General features: G+C 40.9%; 21 protein-coding genes. 9 read left to right on the top strand and 12 right to left on the bottom strand.

The window, feature by feature from the left end; genetic code table 11:
- Nucleotides 1-249 precede the first annotated feature (249 nt).
- Nucleotides 250-2,700, top strand: coding sequence for a TonB-dependent receptor (locus tag AC13CS_RS04400; RefSeq protein ID WP_482888507.1), 2,451 nt, complete (start codon nt 250-252; stop codon nt 2,698-2,700).
- A gap of 312 nt (nt 2,701-3,012) precedes the next feature.
- Here AC13CS_RS04400 and AC13CS_RS04395 read toward each other — a convergent pair whose 3' ends face one another.
- The 3 genes from AC13CS_RS04395 to AC13CS_RS04385 all read right to left on the bottom strand — a co-directional run bounded on the left by AC13CS_RS04395 (nt 3,013) and on the right by AC13CS_RS04385 (nt 6,091).
- Nucleotides 3,013-4,023 (bottom strand): 3-oxoacyl-ACP synthase III family protein, encoded by a 1,011-nt coding sequence (locus tag AC13CS_RS04395; RefSeq protein WP_482888506.1) that lies wholly within the window; start codon nt 4,021-4,023, stop codon nt 3,013-3,015.
- A 95-nt stretch (nt 4,024-4,118) separates the two neighbouring features.
- Nucleotides 4,119-5,429: an ABC1 kinase family protein gene (locus AC13CS_RS04390; RefSeq protein ID WP_482888505.1), complete on the bottom strand. Its 1,311-nt coding sequence runs from the start codon at nt 5,427-5,429 to the stop codon at nt 4,119-4,121.
- 5 nt (nt 5,430-5,434) lie between these two features.
- Nucleotides 5,435-6,091 (bottom strand): TetR family transcriptional regulator C-terminal domain-containing protein, encoded by a 657-nt coding sequence (locus AC13CS_RS04385; protein ID WP_482888504.1) that lies wholly within the window; start codon nt 6,089-6,091, stop codon nt 5,435-5,437.
- A gap of 328 nt (nt 6,092-6,419) precedes the next feature.
- On the opposite strand from AC13CS_RS04385, the gene htpG reads away from it, so the two are divergent.
- On the top strand, nt 6,420-8,306 hold the full coding sequence (gene htpG / locus AC13CS_RS04380) for a molecular chaperone HtpG (RefSeq protein ID WP_482888503.1): 1,887 nt from the start codon (nt 6,420-6,422) through the stop codon (nt 8,304-8,306).
- A 66-nt stretch (nt 8,307-8,372) separates the two neighbouring features.
- A complete protein-coding gene (locus AC13CS_RS04375; RefSeq protein WP_293169273.1) occupies nt 8,373-8,732 on the top strand; it encodes a DoxX family protein in 360 nt (119 codons plus the stop codon).
- Here AC13CS_RS04375 and AC13CS_RS04370 read toward each other — a convergent pair.
- Both AC13CS_RS04370 and AC13CS_RS04365 read right to left on the bottom strand, forming a co-directional pair.
- Nucleotides 8,729-9,139, bottom strand: coding sequence for a hypothetical protein (locus tag AC13CS_RS04370; protein ID WP_482888502.1), 411 nt, complete (start codon nt 9,137-9,139; stop codon nt 8,729-8,731). The genes AC13CS_RS04375 and AC13CS_RS04370 overlap by 4 nt on opposite strands.
- Nucleotides 9,132-9,710 carry an RNA polymerase sigma factor gene (locus AC13CS_RS04365; protein ID WP_482888501.1) on the bottom strand — a complete coding sequence of 193 codons (579 nt, stop codon included), beginning with the start codon at nt 9,708-9,710 and terminating at the stop codon, nt 9,132-9,134. The genes AC13CS_RS04370 and AC13CS_RS04365 overlap by 8 nt, the downstream gene beginning before the upstream one ends.
- Before the next feature lie 133 nt (nt 9,711-9,843).
- Here AC13CS_RS04365 and AC13CS_RS04360 point away from each other — a divergent pair, with 133 nt between their 5' ends.
- Nucleotides 9,844-10,197 carry a DUF6249 domain-containing protein gene (locus AC13CS_RS04360; protein ID WP_014033507.1) on the top strand — a complete coding sequence of 118 codons (354 nt, stop codon included), beginning with the start codon at nt 9,844-9,846 and terminating at the stop codon, nt 10,195-10,197.
- A gap of 153 nt (nt 10,198-10,350) precedes the next feature.
- The gene (locus AC13CS_RS04355; protein ID WP_482888500.1) at nt 10,351-10,983 is read left to right on the top strand and encodes an MOSC domain-containing protein; all 633 of its coding nucleotides are present in this window, start codon (nt 10,351-10,353) and stop codon (nt 10,981-10,983) included.
- 47 nt (nt 10,984-11,030) lie between these two features.
- Here AC13CS_RS04355 and AC13CS_RS04350 read toward each other — a convergent pair whose 3' ends face one another.
- A complete protein-coding gene (locus AC13CS_RS04350) occupies nt 11,031-11,408 on the bottom strand; it encodes a hypothetical protein (RefSeq protein ID WP_482888499.1) in 378 nt (125 codons plus the stop codon).
- A gap of 215 nt (nt 11,409-11,623) precedes the next feature.
- Here AC13CS_RS04350 and AC13CS_RS04345 point away from each other — a divergent pair, with 215 nt between their 5' ends.
- Nucleotides 11,624-12,496 carry an AraC family transcriptional regulator gene (locus AC13CS_RS04345; RefSeq protein ID WP_014033504.1) on the top strand — a complete coding sequence of 291 codons (873 nt, stop codon included), beginning with the start codon at nt 11,624-11,626 and terminating at the stop codon, nt 12,494-12,496.
- A gap of 5 nt (nt 12,497-12,501) precedes the next feature.
- Here the strand turns inward: AC13CS_RS04345 and AC13CS_RS04340 are convergent, their stop codons facing one another.
- The gene (locus AC13CS_RS04340; RefSeq protein WP_482888498.1) at nt 12,502-13,272 is read right to left on the bottom strand and encodes a S1/P1 nuclease; all 771 of its coding nucleotides are present in this window, start codon (nt 13,270-13,272) and stop codon (nt 12,502-12,504) included.
- Nucleotides 13,273-13,424: 152 nt separating this feature from the next.
- Between AC13CS_RS04340 and AC13CS_RS04335 the strand changes: the two genes are divergently transcribed.
- The 3 genes from AC13CS_RS04335 (at nt 13,425) to AC13CS_RS04325 (ending at nt 17,784) form a co-directional block, all read left to right on the top strand.
- Entirely contained in the window at nt 13,425-15,623 is a 2,199-nt protein-coding gene (locus AC13CS_RS04335; RefSeq protein ID WP_482888497.1) for a DUF5916 domain-containing protein, read from the top strand.
- A 154-nt stretch (nt 15,624-15,777) separates the two neighbouring features.
- Nucleotides 15,778-17,040: a DUF819 family protein gene (locus AC13CS_RS04330; protein ID WP_293169288.1), complete on the top strand. Its 1,263-nt coding sequence runs from the start codon at nt 15,778-15,780 to the stop codon at nt 17,038-17,040.
- Nucleotides 17,041-17,085: 45 nt separating this feature from the next.
- Nucleotides 17,086-17,784, top strand: a complete 699-nt coding sequence (locus AC13CS_RS04325) for a DUF4369 domain-containing protein (RefSeq protein ID WP_482888496.1) — start codon at nt 17,086-17,088, stop codon at nt 17,782-17,784.
- On the opposite strand, the gene AC13CS_RS04320 is transcribed toward AC13CS_RS04325, so the two are convergent.
- Genes AC13CS_RS04320 through AC13CS_RS04300 form a run of 5 tightly spaced genes read right to left on the bottom strand, consistent with a single transcriptional unit; the run spans nt 17,781 to nt 20,963 of the window.
- A complete protein-coding gene (locus AC13CS_RS04320) occupies nt 17,781-18,053 on the bottom strand; it encodes a hypothetical protein (protein ID WP_482888495.1) in 273 nt (90 codons plus the stop codon). The genes AC13CS_RS04325 and AC13CS_RS04320 overlap by 4 nt on opposite strands.
- Before the next feature lie 28 nt (nt 18,054-18,081).
- A complete protein-coding gene (locus AC13CS_RS04315) occupies nt 18,082-19,050 on the bottom strand; it encodes a type I phosphomannose isomerase catalytic subunit (protein WP_482888494.1) in 969 nt (322 codons plus the stop codon).
- Nucleotide 19,051: 1 nt separating this feature from the next.
- A complete protein-coding gene (locus AC13CS_RS04310; RefSeq protein WP_293169296.1) occupies nt 19,052-19,459 on the bottom strand; it encodes a 6-carboxytetrahydropterin synthase in 408 nt (135 codons plus the stop codon).
- Entirely contained in the window at nt 19,456-19,989 is a 534-nt protein-coding gene (gene idi, locus AC13CS_RS04305) for an isopentenyl-diphosphate Delta-isomerase (protein ID WP_293169298.1), read from the bottom strand. Before idi ends, AC13CS_RS04310 begins: the two co-directional genes overlap by 4 nt.
- A gap of 56 nt (nt 19,990-20,045) precedes the next feature.
- On the bottom strand, nt 20,046-20,963 hold the full coding sequence (locus tag AC13CS_RS04300) for a PorP/SprF family type IX secretion system membrane protein (protein WP_482888552.1): 918 nt from the start codon (nt 20,961-20,963) through the stop codon (nt 20,046-20,048).
- Nucleotides 20,964-20,969: the final 6 nt, after the last annotated feature.

Genomic DNA, 20,969 nt, shown 5'->3' with positions numbered 1-20,969 from the left:
TTATAGTTAATGGTTAGTGTTTAGTATAGCTTATCAATGTATAACCCCGGTATTTTTACCGGGGTTTCTTCTTTTATAGACTTGCCGCAATTGCCCCTCCAATCCAGAATACCTTACAAAAATGGGCAAAGCCATCATATTTTATGTTAAGGAATGTTAAAATAATTTTCCTCTGTAACATTCTCCAGTATCGGGCGTCTTAAAGGTAACATCAATCAATCGAATCATCAATCAAAAAACGAACAACTCATGAGACATGTGAGCATTCTTTTTGCACTATTCTTGTGCACTGTATTTCCTTCAATTTCTTTAGCAAACGACCCCGATACGGCTTTAGGCTCCGTTAACGGAACGGTCGTGGACAACACCAGCAAACAACCTGTTGCATACGCGGCGGTCGTCATCAAATCCGAAGATGGGTCAACGACCATAACTGGCGGCATTACTACCGAAGATGGAAACTTCGAAATTGAAAAGCTGCCCGATGGCACCTTTCTTTTTGAAGTACAGTTTATTGGCTACAAGACCTACTCCCAAAAACTGGTTATAGCCAAAGGGAAACGGAACCTGAACTTGGGAACCCTAACCTTGGAGGAAGAGACCAAGGAACTGGAAGGCGTTGAGGTAGTGGCCGAACGAACCACCATAGAACAACGTGTGGACAGAAAGGTAATCAATGTAGGGAAAGACCTTACGACCGCAGGCGCTTCGGCATCGGACATTATGAACAACATTCCATCCGTTAATGTGGATTCCCAAACAGGCGATATTACCTTACGTGGAAATTCCAATGTACGGGTCATGGTCGATGGAAAATTGTCCAACGTGCCCGTTGCACAATTGCTCAAGCAAATTCCGTCCACATCCATAAAATCCATAGAACTGATCACCAACCCGTCTGCCAAGTACAATCCCGAAGGGATGAGCGGCATCATCAATATTGTTTTGCACAAGAATGCAAACATTGGCTTCAACGGAAACGTGAATATGGGCCTTACCAAAGGTATCGAGGCCAAATTCAATAGCTCCATTGATTTAAACTACCGCAATGGAAAATTCAACTTTTATGGAAATTACGGAAACAATATCGGTAAATGGGTCAACGACGGAAGCATTCTACGCATCGGGGAAAACTCCCGCCAAAAATTTGATTTCTTCAACAACAACAAATCCCACCTCTATAAAGTGGGGGTCGATTTCTATCTGAATGACAAAAACACCATATCCTTCTTTACCAATCAAAACATTTATGAAGGAGAAGGAGATGGCAAAACCCAAGTCTCGTATTTCAACAATCCATCCAGAAATGTGACCCAATTGTTCTTTGACGATTCCAACAACCGTAGCGAACAGTACAATTTTGACTATAAACTGGACTTTAACAAGGAAGGGCATAACATAGAGCTGGAAGTGGACCACAACCAGTTTGAAAGCGAACAAGATGCCGATTTTAGCTCCACTGGAGCATCTACCTACCCGGATTATATGGATTTTGTGGATACCGAACGTACTCAAACAACGGCCAATTTGGATTATGTAAATCCTTTGGACAGTATTTCCAAGTTGGAAGTGGGATTGCAATCCAGAAATTTTGAGACCAAGGTGGATTATTCGTCCACTGGCCAAACTTTTAATTCCGAAGGAAACTTGGTACCAACGCCATCCACCAAATTTGTATATGACATGGATATTTATTCCGCCTACGCCACTTTTGGACAGTCCTATGAGAAATGGTCCTACCAAATGGGTGTTCGGGTAGAGGATGTGCAGGTAAAAGCGGATACCAATGCGGTACGTTCCTTCACCGACAAGTATACCGAAATATATCCATCCGCTTTCGTTACCTACAAACCCAACGAAAAAGATCAGATACAAATTAGTTATAGCAGACGTGTGGATAGACCGGGGCTGCAACAAGTAAACCCAATCCGAGAGTTTGCCACCCCTTTGATATCTTCCTTTGGTAACCCAAATTTGGTTCCCCAGTTTACAAGCTCTTATGAAGCCAATTACACCAAAAGAATCAAAAATGGCAGTGTTACGGGCGGTGTTTTTTACAGAAGCATTTCCGACGAAATCAATAGGGCGATTTATATAGACCGCCTGGATTTGAACAAGACCATCCTCACTTTTGACAACTTTGATAAAACCTCCGCCTACGGGGTAGAGTTATCCACTAACTACAAGCCCATTAAATGGTGGAACATTAACGGCAGTTTTGACCTTTTCTCGCAGACGCAAAGAGGTATTACGGAAACGTTGAACTCCACGGACCCCAACCCAAGCGAGGACGATATTGTTGAAGAAAGAGTGGAGGTCGATAACACGGCCTGGAACCTTAGAATGAACAATAGCTTCACCGTGACCAAAAAATTGACGCTACAAGCCTTTGGCTTTTACCGCGGACGAAACAAAAGCATACAGTTTGATGCCCAACCCATGTATTTTGTGAATTTGGGCGCACGCTACAGCTTTGCCGAGGGCAAGGGAACCCTTAGCTTAAACTACAACGATATTTTTAACACCATGCGCTTTGCCTTTGAAGGTGATTACCCTTATGCGCAAGAAGGTGCCTTTAACTGGGAAAGCAATAATGTGTACGTTGGCCTATCCTACCGATTTGGAAGTGGAAAAAACCGCGCCAAGCAACGCAAAAGAAGGGATGACAACACCAAGCAAGGTGGCGGTGGAATCCTTTAAAATATATTGATGCTTCATATTCGAGTGTTGGTTGGTTATCTTGTGAGAGCATCAATAAAAACCCCGATCCTAAAGGATCGGGGTTTTATTTTATACTTCCCGTTGTGCATTTTTGATAAAATTCGTCATTTCGAGTGGATTTCACGACAGCATGAGTGAAATTTGTATCGAGAAAAAGAATTTTTATCTAAAAAAAGTTCTCGATACGATTTTTCGTTTCTCAAAATCACTCGAACCGACGCCTAGAACTAAGTTTTATGTTCAAAATGCACAATGGGCTTTATACTTATTTTTTTATTGTGACGATATTGGCTACCACCGAATGATCACGCTGCCCCAAGTAAAGCCACTACCAAAGGCGGCTAGCACTACCAAATCCCCTTCTTTGATTTTCCCTGCTTCCCAGGCCTCTGTCAAAGCAATCGGAATGGATGCTGCCGTGGTATTTCCGTATTTCATGATGTTGTTGTACACTTGGTCATCCTTCAACCCAAATTTCTTTTGGATGAATTGTGAAATCCGCAAGTTGGCTTGATGCGGAATCAACATATCAATATCTTGAGGGGTCAGATTGTTTTTTTGTAAACCCTCCATAATCACTTCACTAAAACGGACCACTGCATTTTTAAATACAAACTGGCCGTTCATATGAGGAAAATAGGATGTATCCTCAGGGTCATTATCCTCAATAATGTCGTTCACCCATCTTTTGCCCATTCCGGGCGCAATCAATGAAAGTTCTTCGGCATGTTGCCCTTCGGAATGTAAATGGGTGGAAAGAATTCCTTTTGAAGTATCTTCTTCTCGGGTTAGTACGGCAGCTCCCGCACCATCCCCAAAAATTACGGATACGCCCCTACCCCTTGTTGTCATGTCCAAACCATGGGAATGAAGTTCGGAACCGATAACAAGCACATTTTTGTACATGCCACTTTTTATGTATTGATCAGCGACGGAGATTCCGTAGACAAAACCAGAACATTGGTTTCGGACATCGAGTGCCCCTACCGTTCTTTTTAGTTCCAAATCGCGTTGTACCAAAACCCCGGGGCCAGGAAAATAATAATCGGGGCTTAATGTGGCAAAAACGATAAAATCAATATCATCTTTATCAATACCCGCACGTTCAATTGCTTTTTTGGCCGCTTTTACCCCCATGGATGTGGTGGTATCTGTACCCTTTACAACATGGCGCCTTTCTTTAATCCCGGTACGCTCCTGTATCCATTCGTCATTGGTGTCCATCACTTTGGACAAATCGTCGTTAGTGACCACATTTTCAGGGACGTAAAATCCCAATCCTGATATTCTTGAGTTATACATTATAAAGTGCTTAATATTGAATCTTTAAAAAGTCCTAGGCTAATTAATGGAAAAGTAAAAAATATATCCCAAGAACTGGATATTTATTAAGAAAATTAGTCCATATACTTTTCAAAATGGTTGACCTCGACCTTGGCTCTTAAATCGTGCAATAAGTTATAAAGGCCAAAAAACGTGCGGTTTATATACAAAAAGTGTTTAGAACCGCGATTTCCGTTCATTTTTCGAATTTGTTCATCTTTGGAGTAGCGCTCGCTGAGATTCGCAATCTTGGCCCAAAAAACTTTATCGCCAAAGTCAAATGTTTCCTTGTGAAAGGGTGAAGTGAAAATCGTAAGCATTTCCTTGAACAGGGCCGTAAAAAATTGCAGTTCTTCTTCGGAATCGGTGGGTGTCAGGATTTCCAATTCGTACAGTTTTTCCATGAAGATTTTATCGTTATTGATATTCTCTTCTTTGGCCAATTCAAAATAGGGCACATAAAAATCGTCCGGTATTTGTTTGATACATCCAAAATCAATCGCAATCAACTTACCTTCGGAACTGACCAAAAAATTACCTGGATGCGGGTCGGCATGCACACGCCTTAATTTATGAATCTGAAACATGTAGAAATCCCAGAGTGCCTGACCCAACGTATTGCCGACTTCAGCATCGAAATCGGTTTGGGTAAATTCCCCCAAATGGATTCCCTCCATCCAATCCATGGTCAAAATACGCTCGCTTGATAATTCGCGGTAATATTTTGGAAACTGCATGTTCGGTATCACGGAACATTCAGTCGTTATTTCATGGCTTTGCTCCAGTTCCAAAATATAGTTGGTCTCTTCGACCAGTTTATGCTCTACTTCCTTAAAGTATTTTTCGGAATCCTTGCCTTTTAAATTGAACATTTTAATGGCCACGGGCTTTACCAGGGCCAAATCACTGCTAATACTCTCAGCCACTCCTGGGTATTGAATCTTAACGGCCAACTTTTTGCCATCCTTTTCCGCACGGTGCACCTGACCAATACTGGCAGCGTTCACGGAATCCTTTTCAAATTCGTCAAAAATGTCCTCTGGATATTTGCCCAAATATTTTTTGAAGGTCTTGCGCACCAAAGGTGCGGACAAAGGGGGTACTGAAAATTGGGAAAGGGAAAACTTTTCCACGTAGGCCCGTGGCAAAAGGTTCTTCTCCATACTGAGCATCTGAGCCACTTTAAGGGCACTACCTTTTAAACTTTTGAGCCCATCGTAAATATCCTCGGCATTGTCTTGATTCAAGGTATCTTTTGAAGTCTCCGGGTCCACCAGTTTTTTACCGTAGTATTTTACGTAGTTCCCTCCTATTTTAACCCCAGTTTTTACAAGCTTTCCAGCTCGCTCTATTTTTCCTGTGGGGATGGTATCCAAACTTTTCATTGGCCTTATGCGAATTTCTCTTTGTAAAGGAATTTTCCGAAGTCCACAATTTTTTCCAAGGGTGTGCTTTCAAAAATTTGAAAAATAGTGGTCACGGATTTTTCAATGGCGATATCGGTTTTCTCAAAACCTGGAGAACCATCTTCCATCCAAAATTTTAGGATGAAGAGGAACTGCAACCAAGCTCCTTCTGAAAACAAAGGTGCATTATATTTGAAGATTTTCATGTTTTTCTCCTCATTTCGCTCTTCTATTAAAGTAGAGGCGAAATCCTTGAAACTTTTTCGCAATCCTTTCAATTGGGTCAGACCCTCCAGAGAATATTTGTGCTCATTCATAATGAACAACACATAGCTCCTGTTCAAAGTAAGATTTTCGAAAAATGTGAAGAAGAAAGTCAGCATCTTTTCCTCGTTGGTCATGGAGGCGTATTGCTTGTTCTTTTGCATTACCCCATAACTGTTGTCGAAGAATTTGTTCCAAATGGATTGCTGCAGCGATTCAAACGAACCAAATAATCCATAAAACTCCTCTTCTTTTATTTTATGCTCCTTACAAAATTTAAATACCGAGCTTGGCACCTTTTCATGTTCCAATACAGACTCCATAAACAGGCCTATAATTTTATCTTCGGTAATCTTGGATTTACTAGTATTTGCCATTTTGGTATTTTTTTATGAGAGATTAAAGGGTGGCGAGGTGGCACAATCAAACTTTTAAAGAAAATGCACTTTCGAGCGAAAGTGCATTTTCACAACCTAACCAATAAATAAACAAACTTGTTATAGTGTTACTAGTTCATAGCAATTTCATCCTATAACACTGTAAATATACATATTTTGTTTAATCTTTTTTAAACAAAAATAAACAAAGTTATGTTAAAATTCAGCTGTTGACATTATGATAGTTAAATGTCAGTTTGTCATATTTAACGTTCTGGTATTTTTTTTGACTGGAAAAGGGGGTAAAGAAGAATAAAAAAACAAAACGATGGCTACAGGTAAAATCAATGTTTCAGTAGAGAACATTTTTCCCTTGATTAAAAAATTTCTGTATAGTGACCACGAGATTTTCTTGAGGGAGCTTATTTCCAATGCTACGGATGCAACCTTGAAACTAAAGCACCTTACTTCCATTGGGGAAGCGAAAGTGGAATACGGCAATCCCATGATCGAGGTTAAGGTGGACAGGGACAACAAACGCATCCATATTATAGACCAAGGTATTGGTATGACCGAGGAGGAAGTAAAAAAGTACATCAACGAAGTAGCTTTTTCGGGTGCCGAGGAATTTTTGGACAAATACAAGGATGCTGGTAAAGATGCTGGTATAATCGGGCATTTTGGCCTTGGTTTCTACTCTGCCTTTATGGTAGCGGAAAAAGTAGAGATCATCACAAAAAGTCACAAAGAAGAACCAGCGGTACATTGGACCTGCGACGGTTCTCCCGAATTTTCCATAGAACCGAGCGACAAAACGGAAAGGGGAACGGAAATTATCCTGCACATAGCCGAGGATTCCACTGAATTTTTGGAAGATGCGAGAATCCGTGAACTTTTGACCAAGTACAACAAGTTCATGCCCATTCCGATTAAATTCGGAACCAAAACAGAAACCCTTCCCAAACCAGAAGGTGCCAAGGAAGATGATCCTGCTCCTACACAAGAAGTGGATGACATCATCAACAATCCAAACCCAGCGTGGACCAAGCAGCCAACGGATTTAACCGAAGAGGAATACAAAAGCTTCTATCGTGAGCTTTATCCAATGCAGTTTGAGGAACCCTTGTTCCACATCCACTTGAACGTGGATTATCCGTTCAACTTAACGGGCATCCTATATTTCCCAAAGTTGACCAACGACCTTAGTATACAAAAGGATAAAATCCAGTTGTACCAGAACCAAGTGTTCGTTACCGATAATGTGGAAGGCATTGTTCCCGAATTCTTGACGATGTTGAAAGGGGTTATTGATTCACCCGACATTCCTTTGAATGTATCCAGGTCCTATCTGCAAGCTGATGGTGCAGTGAAGAAAATTTCTTCCTACATCACCAGAAAAGTGGCCGACAAATTGACTTCGCTCTTTAAAAACAACCGCGAGGATTTTGAACAGAAGTGGAACGACATTAAAGTGGTGATAGAATACGGAATGCTTTCCGAAGATAAATTCTTTGACAAGGCGGACAAATTCGCACTTTACCCATCGGTTGATGGAGACTTCTACACGTTCGAAGAACTGGAAGCCAAAATCAAGGACAACCAGACCGATAAGGATGACAAATTGGTGGTGTTGTATGCTTCGGACAAAGAGGCACAACACAGCTACATTGAAGCCGCTAAGAAAAAAGGGTATGAAGTACTCTTATTGGATTCCCCCATTGTACCGCACTTGATGCAAAAATTGGAAACCTCTAAAGAAAACCTATCGTTTGTTCGAGTGGATGCCGACCATGTGGACAACCTCATCAAAAAAGAGGATACGGCCATTTCAAAACTATCCGAAGAAGAAAAAGACAGCCTAAAGGCTGATTTGGAAAAAGTGATTTCCGATAAAGGATACACTATCCAGATGGAGGCCATGGAGAGCAGTGCTTCTCCGTTCATAATTACCGAGCCCGAATTTATGCGCCGTATGAAGGAAATGCAACAAACCGGTGGCGGTGGTATGTTCGGTATGGGCAATATGCCGGATATGTACAACCTTATCGTAAACACCAATCACGAATTGGTCAGCGAGATCTTGAACACCAAGACCGCAAAGAAACGGGAAAGGTTGATCAACCAATCCTTGGATTTGGCCCGCCTGTCCAAAGGTTTGCTAAAAGGCGAAGAGCTTACCAATTTTATTGCGAGGAGCTATGATATGATCAAGTAAGATCATTCAAAATAAATTTTAGGTAAAGGCAGTCCATTATGGTCTGCCTTTCTTATTTTTAGCCTTATGGAAACTCCTTGGCACCTTTACCTAATGTCCGGAATGTATACGGTTGCAGGTTTAATGCATTTTATAAAACCAAAAATGTACATGCGCATTATGCCGCTGTACCTGCCCAACCATAAACTTTTGGTATATATAAGTGGCATTGCTGAAATCCTGTTGGGCATTGGAATATGCTTTGAAGCTACCCGAAAACTAAGCGTATTTGGAATAATTTTGATGCTGGCAGCGTTTCTGTCCGTACATTTTTATATGCTTTCCAGTGAAAAAGCATCAGCAGGTATTCCCAAATGGATTTTGATTCTTCGAATTCCTCTTCAATTCTTTTTGATGTATTGGGCGTATTACTACGTCAATATCTAAAAGGCAGTTCGGTTCAAGTACTTTTTTAACCAAGTTACTTGGGCAAAAAACATAAGGCCCAAAAATAGAAAACCATACACCATTACTTTGGAAGAGGTGTAATTTTCCATCCACCCCCAACTATTTTTAAACCATGCTTCCATCTGAAGGTTCTTGAACCACCCTTGGCCATCATCAAGGCCAAACCGCATCCCTACTAAAACCAACATGGCAACAAAGGCAGCAAATACAAGCGACAAAACCCTGCCCGACAATATGGGCTTGTATTGAAAAACCTCGTTGTTCGTTTCAGCTTCTAATTTTTGCAGCACATTTTGGGTAAAATCCAAGGAAGGGGTTTCCAATGGAGCATCTTCCATGATCTTGTCCACAAAAGTTTCCAATTTTTTGGCCTCGTTCTTATCCATTGCTCTCCAATATTTCTTTGTTCATATTTTTTTCCATAATCCCGGCCAATTTTTTTCTTGCCCTGAACAACCTAACCTTCAATGTATTCACGGAAAGATTGGTTGTCTGCCCTATTTCCTGCAAATTCTTTTCCTCAAAATAAAACAAGGTAAGGATTCCTGCATCTTCCGCCGATAATTGTGATAGACATTGATCAATTATTTCGCTTCTTTCCTGTCTGACCATTTTGTCCAGAGCAGTATCCATTTCCGAATGGGCAACTTGCTCGATATGGTCCAAATCGGTATGAACCCTCTTCCTTTTTATTTTTTTTATCCTGTCCAAACAGCTGTTGTAGGCGATTCTATAGACCCACGTTGAAACTTTGGAATCCCCTTTAAAGCTGGGCAGGGACTTATATACCTTAATAAATACATCTTGCGCAACCTCTTCTGCCTCCTCCCTGTTGCCCAACATTCTTAAGGACAAAGTAAAGACCAAATCCTTATAACTGTCCACAAAATCGGAGAACGCCCGGGTATTTCCCTTGCATATTTCCGAAATCAGTTCCTTTTCCTTGTTGGTCAGCATTGCTCATTGGACGCCAAAAGTGCAGTTTAGGTTACACAAAAAATAATATTTTTAAATTATGTAACCTATGTTAGAAAACTGTCGTCATAGGTTATGAACAAAAAAATACGAATAATTATTAAAACGAACAGTTATGGGATCAGAAGTAATCATTTTACCAATAATTTTTGGAGTCATCTTTGCGATTGCCTACCTCTATTTTTCAACAAGAAACAAAGAGCGATTGGCTTTAATAGAAAAAGGAGCGGATGCCAGCATTTTTGTCCGGGGAAAACGGGAAGGTGCAGCACCTTTCTGGAAAATCATCATCCTTAACCTTTCTCTACTACTTATCGGTATTGGAGCAGCCATTTTTGTAGCCTCTATTTTGGTATACAGTTTAGGGGTTGATGATGAAGTAGCTTACCCGGGCACTATCTTCTTATTGGCCGGTGTTGGACTTATGGTAGGTTTTAACATGACCAAGAAATTGGAAAAAGAGGATTAAAGAGTTTAGTAGATTCCCGTTTTCACGGGAATGACAGTTTCTATGGAAACCCCGATGCATGCATGTGCGGAATTCTTTTTGATTAAACCTTTTTACATCAAATTTAAATGAAGAACCACCGCCACAAGCGGTGGTTTTTTATAACTTGCCATTATGAAAGTTATCTCTACAAACCTCGGCAAACCCACAAAAATTATTTGGAACGGTAAAGAGACCACAACGGGTATTTACAAATTCCCAGTTAAAGAGCCGCTCTTTTTGGATACGGAAGATGTGCATGGCGATACCGTTGCAGACCGAAAGTACCATGGTGGTATTTATAAAGCCTGTTATTTGTTTTCTGCGGGCAACTATCCCTATTGGAAAGCAAAATATCCCCATTTGGAATGGGATTGGGGCATGTTCGGAGAAAATTTGACCATTGACAACTTGGATGAATCTCAAATACGAATAGGCAGCATTTATAAACTAGGTTCTGCGCTGGTCCAGATAACACAACCAAGGGAGCCTTGCTATAAACTGGGTATTCGATTTGAAGACCAAAATATACTGAAACAATTTATAGACCATGGTTTTCCCGGAACCTATGTTCGCGTTTTGCAACCGGGCACAGTACGTGTTAGTGATTCCATGCAACTGGCAGAAGCGTCCAAAAACCCTTTGACCGTTCAGGAATTCTATACGTTGATTTTTTCCAAAGCAAAAGACCAGGATGTTTTGGAGCTGGCCTTAAAAAATGAAGCACTCCCACTGAACAAAAGAGAAAAACTTAAAAAATGGGTATAAAAAAGGGGGCTCTCGCCCCCAATGCACATAAAAATTAACTAAACAAACTATCTTACCTCCATAGTTTTCTTGTAGGTTCCAAATTTGTCCACTACAACTATGGTATATTCATCTTTAAAGGCTTTTTCAAAGTTGAATGCTTTTTCAACAACAATGTCACCGTCGATAGCTTCATCAAAAACAAGTCTGTCTTCGCTATCGTATACTTTTAAAAGCACCTTACCTTTAGAAATGTTCAAAAGGTTCATCATAATTTTTTGACCTTTCTTTACAAATACCGGGTCAAGGTTTACTTTTACCAAATTCTTTTCAACCTCGTACTTGGCTACTACTTTTTTACCAAAATCGGTTGTGTTTCCGTTAGCCATTCCCAAAGAGGATATCAAAAGGACTGCTACTACTGTTAAATTCTTTACTACGTTCATAACACTTCGTTTTTTTAAGATTACAGTACAAATGTATGTTGCATTGGCGCACAGAAATACCACCATCTTTTCCAGTTTATATGCTATATTAACATGGTAAATGTTTTAACATAGTATTAATGATAAAATAGCATAACTTTAAGTTAACATTGTAGATATTTGCATGCAAATTAGTTTTTTACCTTTATGGTATTAAAAGAAAAAAATTGCGCTAAATGATTCAAAAACCTGCATTTGAAGCAATAGCCCCAAGTTTTGGTCACTCGTTCGCGTTTCAAAAATTCAATGCAAACAATGAGAACAAGAACAATGGTTGGCATTATCACCCAGAATTGGAGTTGGTTTATGTGAACGGTGGGTCTGGCAAAAGACAAATAGGCAGTCATGTATCTTATTATAGGAACGGGGACCTTATCCTTATTGGCTCCAACTTGCCGCATTGTGGCTTTACCGATAAGCTTACCGGCAACAAGAGTGAGACTTTGGTACAGATGAAGGTGGATTTTCTGGGAAGTGATTTTTTCAATATTCCAGAGATGAAAAATATTCAAAAATTGTTCGAGGTTGCCAAAGGGGGCATCGCCTTTTCTGGAAAGACCAAAATGAAGGTTGGTGAAAAAATGGAAATCTTGGAATACCAGACAGATTTCCAAAGATTACTGTCCATCCTTAATATATTGAACATTTTGGCCACCTCTACCGAAATGAATGTTTTGAACGCTGAAGGATTTTCCATTGAGACCGAGGTAAAGGACAACGACCGTATCAATATTGTGTTCAATTATGTAAAGGCAAACTTTAAAGAAGACATTAGCTTGGAGCAAATTGCCGATATAGTGAGTATGACCGTACCTTCTTTTTGCAGATATTTTAAAAAAATCACCCACAAAACGTTTACCCAATTTGTTAACGAGTATAGATTGGTGCACGCCTCCAAACTGTTGGCGGAACAGCCCATGAGCATTACCCAGGTGTGTTATGATAGTGGTTTCAACAACTTCTCGCACTTTAATAAGTCCTTTAAGGCGTTTACCGGGCAAAACCCTTCGGAATATAGAAATCAATTGAAAACGGTATTGCAGTCCTAAACCTTTTACTTGAATACATCGTTCAAGACCTTGGCCAGCCGCAATCCTCCTTTTTGGAGCTGTTGGAACAATAGATGGTTGTATTCGTAGGAGTAACGGTATCCCAATTTATCGCCCACTTCAACAGATTCGTATAGTGCTGCGCAAATTTCGTGGGATTCATCGACCCAATCATAAATGGTTCCCTCTTGGATTTTTTTACGTTCCTTGCGGTTCACATCACCTAGTTCAGATGCCAGTTCTGTATAGGTCATCCCATAAGATTCGATAAGGTTTTTGTCCCATATCCGGTGTAAATTGCTTCCTTCGCCAAACCACTGTACTTGAATGTCGTTACCTCCTTTGTCCTCCGCCCTACTCGCGTGCATGGGCTGGTGCAAGTCCCCAATAAGGTGAACCAACATTTTTAAATGGAAAATACGATCTTCCCTCGCATTTTTCTTATCCTTTACCTTAGCCATACATTCCTCAATTGCCATAACAATATCACCATATTCACTTTTTTCCGAATCCTTATACCTCGTCCCCAATGGGTAGTTGACATAATGCCATGCCGAATATTTTGAATAGGCCCTGTCCGCTTTTATATCATCCCCAAACGTGGAGACAAAAGCCAAGCTATGACCATCCAACAAGTCGTTCAAAGCTCTTTTGGCCTTTCCTGTTATATATTCTTGTGCAATTTGTCCAGTGACCCGGTGTCCAGTTTTCCCCCAGATAGTATTACCAAAAACTATAAAGGGAAATAAAAGCAATAGCAATAAGGTTTTTTTCATTTTTTAACGTCTTTTAGAATAGAAGGTGGTGATTATAAAACAAATCACGGCTAATTTTCAGAATGTTTCACCAAAGAGCAATCTAATTCAAAATTTTAGGGTTTTTTTAACTACCTATCCTGTAATTTTGTTAAACCAACTAAACTAAACCAATGTTAAGAAAACTTTTTGTACTCGCTACAATCTTGCTTCCTATTACCCTGTTTTCCCAATCCAACCCTAAAACCTTTACAGTTAAATTCATAAACGATATCATTAAAGTAGATGGTATCTTGGATGAAAGTGTCTGGGAAACTTCAGAAAGTGCCAACAATTTTCATCAATATTTTCCTTCGGACACCACGCTGGCAGGACAACAGACCGATATTAAGATGGTATACAACAGCACTACACTCTATGTTGGCATTAGATTGGACACTGAAGGGGACAACTACGTGATTCCGTCTTTAAAAAGGGATTACAGAGCAGGCGGCAATGACAATATCAGTTTAATGTTCGATACCTTTAATGATGGGACCAATGCTTTTCTTTTTGGTATGAACCCCTATGGTGTTCGGAGAGAAGCTTTAATCTCCAATGGTGGGTCCGGCCCAAGCGGTTTTACCACATCATGGGACGTAAAGTGGCAAGGAGAGGCAAAAGTATATGATGGATACTATATCTGCGAAATCGCAATACCTTTAACGTCTTTCAAGTTTAAGCAAGGAGAAACAAAGTGGCGTTTTAACAGCTATAGGTTTGACATGCAGACCAACGAAACCAGTACTTGGATGAAGATACCCCAAAATCAGCTTGTGTACAGCTTGGCGTTTATGGGCGATATGGTATTTGAAAAGCCTTTAGGAAAATCCAGAACTCCTATGGCCCTTATTCCTTATGTAAACGGCATTTTCGGAAAGGACTATGAAAACAATGAAGATCTGAGCAAATTTGATTTTGGTGGGGATGCAAAAATTTCCATAGGCAACGGCATGAACTTGGACGTTACCCTAAACCCGGATTTTTCGAATGTAGAAGTAGACAATTTGATTACCAACGTTTCCCGTTTTGAGGTTTCGCTGCCCGAAAAACGCCAGTTCTTTATAGACAACAGCGACCTTTTTGGTTCTTTTGGAAACGAAAGGGATGCCAACCCCTTTTTCTCTCGAAGAATAGGGATTGCACAAAACGCAGACGATGAAACCATAGAAAATGGCATCGTGGGCGGGATAAGACTAAGTGGAAAGTTAAATAAAAATTGGCGGCTTGGTCTGTTAAACCTTCAAACCGAAGAAGATAAGGAAAACGAAATCCCCAGCAACAACAATACGGTTTTTGCACTTCAGAAAAAAATGTTTTCCCGTTCCAACCTTAGTTTCATTTTTGTAAACCGTCAAAGTTTTGGGGATTACGATTTTCTTGAGCAAACCGACAGGTACAACCGAGTGGTTGGGATGGACTATAATCTGGCATCGGTAAACAATACTTGGACAGGCAAGTTTTTCTACCATAAATCCTTTGCCCACGATATAGGGGGCCGCGATGCTTCGGGAGGTCTAGATCTACGATATAACTCCAGGTTCCTAAACTTTGGGGTTCGTGGAAATTTTGTGGGCAACGACTTCCGTTCAGATTTGGGGTATGTACGCAGGCAAGATATTGTGGCTGCAAGACCTTTTGTAGAATTCAATTTTTGGCCACAAAAAGGAAAACTAAATTTTCATGGGTTCCGGTTCAGCCCCAATGTAATTTGGAGACCTACCCTAGATTATATGAACACAGATTATGCGATTTTTTCCAGTTGGCAAGCCAAATTTAAATCACAAGAAGAATTTGCTGTCAGGCTATTCAATCGTTATACATACCTTACCGAGACTTTTGATCCAACAGGTACGGACGGGGGCACCGAACTACCTGCCAATGTAGGATTTTATTATACCAGCTATGAAATGGGGTTTCAAAGCGACAGGAGACGGGTATTTTCGTATTCGGTACAACCAGGGTATGGAGACTTTTATAACGGTACGCGGTTTGTTTTGGAAGGAGACATGAGCCTTAGACTCCAACCAACAATGCTGTTTTCCTTGGGTCTAAACTATAACAGCATTAAACTACCGCAACCCTACGAGAGCGAGGACCTTTGGTTGGTGAGCCCCAAAATAGATATAACCTTCAACAAGTCTGTTTTTTGGTCCACACTGATCCAATATAGCAACCAACTGGACAATTTAGGGTTCAATTCGCGTTTACAGTGGCGCTTTGCTCCCCTGTCCGACCTATTTTTGGTGTACAACGACAATTATTTTGTCAATTCCTTTATGCCTCGAAGCCGTTCCATTAATTTAAAGTTTACGTATTGGTTAAACATCTAGTAAACATTAAATCCCAATAGTGTTTTGTTCATCGGTTTTACTTTATATGCCATCAGAATAAGAAGGATGGGATCAGTAACATTTCAAAACCTTAAGTAGCTAAACCACCACCCCAACGATTTTCCTATATTTGGGCAATTAGCTTACAAATTCTATGGACCAACTACCTTTTACCCAAGACACCGTTATATTTGGGCTGCTTTGCCTCTGTTTAGGTTTTGTTTTCTACACCTCATCCATTAAAACAGGGTTTTGGGGCAAATTTTATCGTGTGATCCCTACGGTACTCATGTGCTACCTCTTGCCTGCTATTTTGGCCAGTGTGGGCATTATAGACGAGTCATCGTCCAACACTTATTATGTGGCCAGTCGCTATCTTCTGCCCGCAGCTTTAATTTTGATGACATTAAGTATTGACCTAAAAGCCATTATGAATCTAGGTTCCAAAGCATTGATTATGTTTTTGACCGGAACCGTGGGCATAGTAATCGGCGGGCCAATCGCCATATTGATTGTTTCCATATTTTCTCCCGAAACAGTCGGTGGTGTTGGACCAGATGCTGTTTGGAGGGGACTTGCCACCATCGCAGGAAGCTGGATCGGGGGAGGTGCCAACCAAGCCGCCATGCTCGAAGTGTTCAAATACAATCAAGAAAGTTATGGGGGCATGGTGCTTATAGACATTGTAGTCGCCAACCTATGGTTGGCCATCATCCTTTTGGGAGTGGGCAAAACGGACAAAATTGACCGTTGGCTCAAGGCCGACACCTCGTCCATAGAAGCGCTCAAGGTAAAAGTATCTACCCACACTGAAAAAATTGCAAGGGTCACCACACTCAAGGATTTCATTATGTTGTTGTTCTTTGCATTTGTGGGAGTGGGTGTAGCCCATTTAACCGGACATCATTTTGCCGGTTTTTTACAGGATAATTTTGAGGTCATCCGAAATCCGCAAAAAATATTGTCCTCCCTTGGGTCCGAATTTCTTTGGATGGTTGTTTTTGCCACCGCTATCGGAATCGGTCTCTCGTTTACCAAGGCCAAAAATTATGAAGGTGCCGGGGCCAGTAAAATCGGCGGCATGTTCATTTATATTTTAGTGGCGACCATCGGAATGAAAATGGATTTGGGCAAAGTGTTGGACAACCCGGGGCTTATTGCCATTGGACTAATTTGGATCACCATCCATGCCGGACTGCTTATTTTGATGGCAAAAATTATAAAAGCGCCTTTCTTTTTCTTGGCCGTGGGCAGTCAGGCCAATGTAGGAGGAGCTGCTTCTGCTCCCGTTGTTGCCGCTGAGTTCCACCCTTCCTTGACCTCTGTGGGCATTCTTTTGGCTGTTTTTGGCTATGTTGTGGGTACGGCAGGAGCCTATTTATGCGCTTTGTTGATGGAAGTCGCCTCAAATGTTTAAATATTTTCAGAAGATTATGCATATTTGCCGAGCTAAAATTATATGATGAAGCGGATTTTGTTTGTATTGCTTGTTGGATTGACCGTACTGTCCTGTGAACAGCCTACGGAAAACACCATGACCGTTAGTGGAAACATTAAAGGACTCAAAAAAGGAACCCTCTATTTGCAACAATTTAAGGATTCCACCTTAGCTGTTTTGGATTCTTTGGAAATAAATGGAGACGGGGCATTTAGTTTTTCGACCGAGGTGGATGAGCCACAAATATTTTATCTCTATCTAAAAAAGGAGGACAATAACGACATCAACGATAGAATTACCTTTTTTGGAGAGGCTGGCAATATTGTTATCAATACCGCTTGGAACACTTTTGATACCAATGTCGAAATTTCGGGATCTAAATCCCATGAAAAGCTCTTGGAGTTTTACGAAATGGCTTCCAAATTCAACATCAAAGAACTAACACTGGCACAGCAAGCCTCTACACCCGAGTTACAGGAAGATTCCGTTGCTTTGGACTCCATTCATCGATTAATGAACCAAAACACGATCAGCAGATACCGATATGCCCTAAATTTTGGCCTCAACAATGGAGATTCTTATGCCACTCCCTATATTATGATGACAGAGGCCAGCGAGGCAAATCCAAAGTACTTGGACTCCATCTACAAAGGATTGACCCCTGAGGTGGCTGCATCCAAATACGGAAAGGAATTCAAAGAATTCTTGGATAAAAAGAATTAGGCTTCAAGGCTATTGAGCTGTTCGACCAATTTAGTGGCCTTTTCCTCCAATTCGGTCCGTATGGACTTAAAGTGGGCTTTAGTGTTCTCTATCTTTTTTTGATTGATTTTATCCATGAGGTTGTCGTACACCTCAATGGCTTCGTCTATAATTACGGTCCCTTCTTCAGATTCTTTGTTACCTGAACCGGCTTCCCAAATGTAGACAGCTTCAATAATGTCTCCCAAGACATAATTGACATCTTTTTTTAAATCACGAATACTTGGCATAATGCAGCAGTTTTGTTTAAAGATAGTATTAAATGGTAACTTCTAAAAGTTTAGCTCCTTGGGTATCAATATCTACATAATTACTTGATGCAGCAACAAGAACAGTTTCCCCTTTTTTAATGGACGCGCTTCCCCAATCGTTGTTAATGGTTGCTTCTCCACCAACGCACATATAAATTGTAAAAGAATCCCTATCCGTTACATTTTGCTTTAAAGGTTGGGCCAACTCCATAAAATTTGTTTTAAAGTATGGGCAATCCACCATAGGGTTGACAGCATCTGGCAGTTTCGGATAATCTATCTTAAAATCATCCTTTTTTTCATAGTCGATGGCATCAACGGCCAAGCAAGTGTGTAATTCCCTTAGGTTTCCATCCTTATCCTTTCTGTTGAAATCGAAAACTCTATAGGTAATATCGGAAGTTTGCTGAATCTCTGCTAAAAGCACACCAGCCCCAATGGCATGGATTTTTCCCGTATTGATAAAGAAGGTATCCCCTTCCCCTACTTCTTCATAGTTCATCAAATCGGTTAAAGTGCCCTCTTCAATACTTTTAATGTACTCTTGTTTTTCTACATCTTTGTTGAAACCCACAATCAGTTTAGCGCCAGGGTCGGCATCCATAATGTACCACATCTCCGTTTTTCCAAAGGAATTGTGTCGTTCTTTGGCCAACTCGTCGTTGGGGTGCAATTGTATGGAAAGGTCTTGCTTGGCATCAATAAATTTGATGAGTATGGGAAATTCGTTCCCAAAACGTTCCACAACACCCTTTCCCAAAAGTGCTTCTCCTTGTTCATTCATCAAATGTTGAAGCGAAGTTCCCGCCAAGTCCCCATTGGATACTTCGGAAATATCGCCATGGACTCCGGAGAGTTCCCAACTTTCGCCAGTAATATCGCTTTCAATGGGTTTGTTTAAAACATCTTTTAATTTGGTGCCTCCCCAAAGTCTTTCCTTAAGTATCGGTTTAAATTTTAATGGATATAGGCTCATCTTATCCTGTATAGGTTACAAAATTTCGAGGGGTCTCATAGAGTACAACCTCCAACTCCTTATCTTTACTTATATGGGGCCTCAACTTGTTCCATATTACTACCGCTATGTTTTCGGCCGTAGGGTTTAAATTCTCGAATTCTGGAACATCCAGGTTCAGGTTTTTATGGTCCAGAGCTTCCTCCACATGTTCCTTGATCAATTCCTTGAGGACTTTTAAATCCATAACAAAGCCGGTTTCCTGATCAATTTCCCCTGTAACACTGACTATAAGGTCGTAATTATGTCCGTGAAATTTTGGGTTGTTGCATTTTCCAAAAACAGCATTGTTTTTTTCGTTATCCCAATCTGGTCTGTACAATCTATGCGCGGCATTGAAACTGGCCTTTCTACTTGCTTTTACTTTCATTGTGCCTGGGTGTTTTGCATAAGATGGTCGTAGAAACGTTCAAAAATAATTTTGAACCATGCAGTGTACTCTTCGGGGTTTTCTGCCATATCCCTTTTTATGTCTTCGGGATGCATCCATTTCCAATCGGCAACTTCATCTGGGTTGATATTGGGCTCGTTTTCAAAATACCCCACCATCACATGGTCGAACTCGTGTTCGGTAAGGCCATTGTCAAAAGGGGCCTTGTACACAAAATTGAAAAGTTCCTTGAGTTCGGTGGTAAAGCCCATTTCTTCCATGAGCCTGCGCTTGCCGGCATCAATATTGCTTTCTCCTTCCCGTTGATGGCTACAGCATGTATTGGTCCACAACAATGGGGAATGGTATTTATCCTTGGCCCTTTGCTGGAGCATGGTCTCTCCCTTGGCATTCATCACAAAAACCGAGAATGCCCGGTGCAGCAATGCCTTTTCATGGGCTTCCATTTTGGGCATTAAACCTATGGGTTCGTCCTTTTCATTTACAAGTATCACATTTTCCTCTCTCATTTGGTAAAAATATGACCTTTGCGATAAAATAACGGGAATAGGTATTTAAATTCTTCCTAAAAGAAACGTGGGGATTTCATGTTTCCGATATTTCTGATAAAATCATACCTTAAAATGATTTCAAAGGAACCATCGTTAAAGGTGGCCGCTCCAAGTTCCGATATCTCACGGTCATAGGCGAGACCGATCATAAATTGATCGGACAACATGAAGCCCATAAGTCCACTAAACGCGGCATCCCAGCGGTAGGCCACCCCACCAATAAATTTTTCGTTCAACATAAAGTTGGCGGAGAGATCCACTTGTAATGGTGCCCCTTGTACCGTTTTGGTCAAAAGTGTGGGCTTAAACTTTAAAGATGGGTTTAGATCCCAAACATATCCAGTAATTAGGTAAAGGTTCATCTGTTCCTTGGCCGTAGAAGCCGAGGATGAGTCAAAATGGGTGGTCTCCAACATTCTTGGAGCCGAAATACCGGCATAAAATTTATCGGTATGGTAGTATACACCAGCCCCAATGTTCGGGGAAAATTTATTCTGAATGTCTTGTTGTGATTGTAGTTGTGGGTCCACCTCAAACTCATCGAGTTCGGAATAGCGTATGTCCAACATGTGGGCACTTCCCTTAAGACCAAAACTCAATTTACCTTCATCTGAAGTTTGTAGGGTATAGGAGAAATCCACATCAAAATAGGTCTCGGAAGTAGGCCCGATCTTATCGTTTACAATAGATAATCCCAAACCAACACCACGATAACCAACTGGTGTGTGAACATTCAAGGTTTGGGTCTCTGGTGCCCCATCGAGCCCCAACCATTGGTTACGGTACAGGCCTGCAATGCTCAAGTGACCCCGTGAACCTGCGTAGGCCGGGTTAACACTTACCGTGTTGTACATATATTGGGTGTACTGTGCATCTTGTTGTGCATGCATGCTCGCCACACCAAGTAGAAACAGCGCAAACAACCATTGCATTTTTCC

The sequence above is a fragment of the Flagellimonas sp. B-3 genome (assembly GCF_056857835.1).
This window is presented reverse-complemented; position numbering and strand designations above follow the sequence as displayed.

Excerpts from the sequence above, each read along its gene's own strand:
- AC13CS_RS04400 (WP_482888507.1), top strand. The coding sequence starts at position 250 with ATGAGACATGTGAGCATTCTTTTTGCACTATTCTTGTGCACTGTATTT.
- AC13CS_RS04395 (WP_482888506.1), bottom strand. The coding sequence starts at position 4,023 with ATGTATAACTCAAGAATATCAGGATTGGGATTTTACGTCCCTGAAAAT.
- AC13CS_RS04390 (WP_482888505.1), bottom strand. The coding sequence starts at position 5,429 with ATGAAAAGTTTGGATACCATCCCCACAGGAAAAATAGAGCGAGCTGGA.
- AC13CS_RS04385 (WP_482888504.1), bottom strand. The coding sequence starts at position 6,091 with ATGGCAAATACTAGTAAATCCAAGATTACCGAAGATAAAATTATAGGC.
- htpG (WP_482888503.1), top strand. The coding sequence starts at position 6,420 with ATGGCTACAGGTAAAATCAATGTTTCAGTAGAGAACATTTTTCCCTTG.
- AC13CS_RS04375 (WP_293169273.1), top strand. The coding sequence starts at position 8,373 with ATGGAAACTCCTTGGCACCTTTACCTAATGTCCGGAATGTATACGGTT.
- AC13CS_RS04370 (WP_482888502.1), bottom strand. The coding sequence starts at position 9,139 with ATGGATAAGAACGAGGCCAAAAAATTGGAAACTTTTGTGGACAAGATC.
- AC13CS_RS04365 (WP_482888501.1), bottom strand. The coding sequence starts at position 9,710 with ATGCTGACCAACAAGGAAAAGGAACTGATTTCGGAAATATGCAAGGGA.
- AC13CS_RS04360 (WP_014033507.1), top strand. The coding sequence starts at position 9,844 with ATGGGATCAGAAGTAATCATTTTACCAATAATTTTTGGAGTCATCTTT.
- AC13CS_RS04355 (WP_482888500.1), top strand. The coding sequence starts at position 10,351 with ATGAAAGTTATCTCTACAAACCTCGGCAAACCCACAAAAATTATTTGG.
- AC13CS_RS04350 (WP_482888499.1), bottom strand. The coding sequence starts at position 11,408 with ATGAACGTAGTAAAGAATTTAACAGTAGTAGCAGTCCTTTTGATATCC.
- AC13CS_RS04345 (WP_014033504.1), top strand. The coding sequence starts at position 11,624 with ATGATTCAAAAACCTGCATTTGAAGCAATAGCCCCAAGTTTTGGTCAC.
- AC13CS_RS04340 (WP_482888498.1), bottom strand. The coding sequence starts at position 13,272 with ATGAAAAAAACCTTATTGCTATTGCTTTTATTTCCCTTTATAGTTTTT.
- AC13CS_RS04335 (WP_482888497.1), top strand. The coding sequence starts at position 13,425 with ATGTTAAGAAAACTTTTTGTACTCGCTACAATCTTGCTTCCTATTACC.
- AC13CS_RS04330 (WP_293169288.1), top strand. The coding sequence starts at position 15,778 with ATGGACCAACTACCTTTTACCCAAGACACCGTTATATTTGGGCTGCTT.
- AC13CS_RS04325 (WP_482888496.1), top strand. The coding sequence starts at position 17,086 with ATGAAGCGGATTTTGTTTGTATTGCTTGTTGGATTGACCGTACTGTCC.
- AC13CS_RS04320 (WP_482888495.1), bottom strand. The coding sequence starts at position 18,053 with ATGCCAAGTATTCGTGATTTAAAAAAAGATGTCAATTATGTCTTGGGA.
- AC13CS_RS04315 (WP_482888494.1), bottom strand. The coding sequence starts at position 19,050 with ATGAGCCTATATCCATTAAAATTTAAACCGATACTTAAGGAAAGACTT.
- AC13CS_RS04310 (WP_293169296.1), bottom strand. The coding sequence starts at position 19,459 with ATGAAAGTAAAAGCAAGTAGAAAGGCCAGTTTCAATGCCGCGCATAGA.
- idi (WP_293169298.1), bottom strand. The coding sequence starts at position 19,989 with ATGAGAGAGGAAAATGTGATACTTGTAAATGAAAAGGACGAACCCATA.
- AC13CS_RS04300 (WP_482888552.1), bottom strand. The coding sequence starts at position 20,963 with ATGCAATGGTTGTTTGCGCTGTTTCTACTTGGTGTGGCGAGCATGCAT.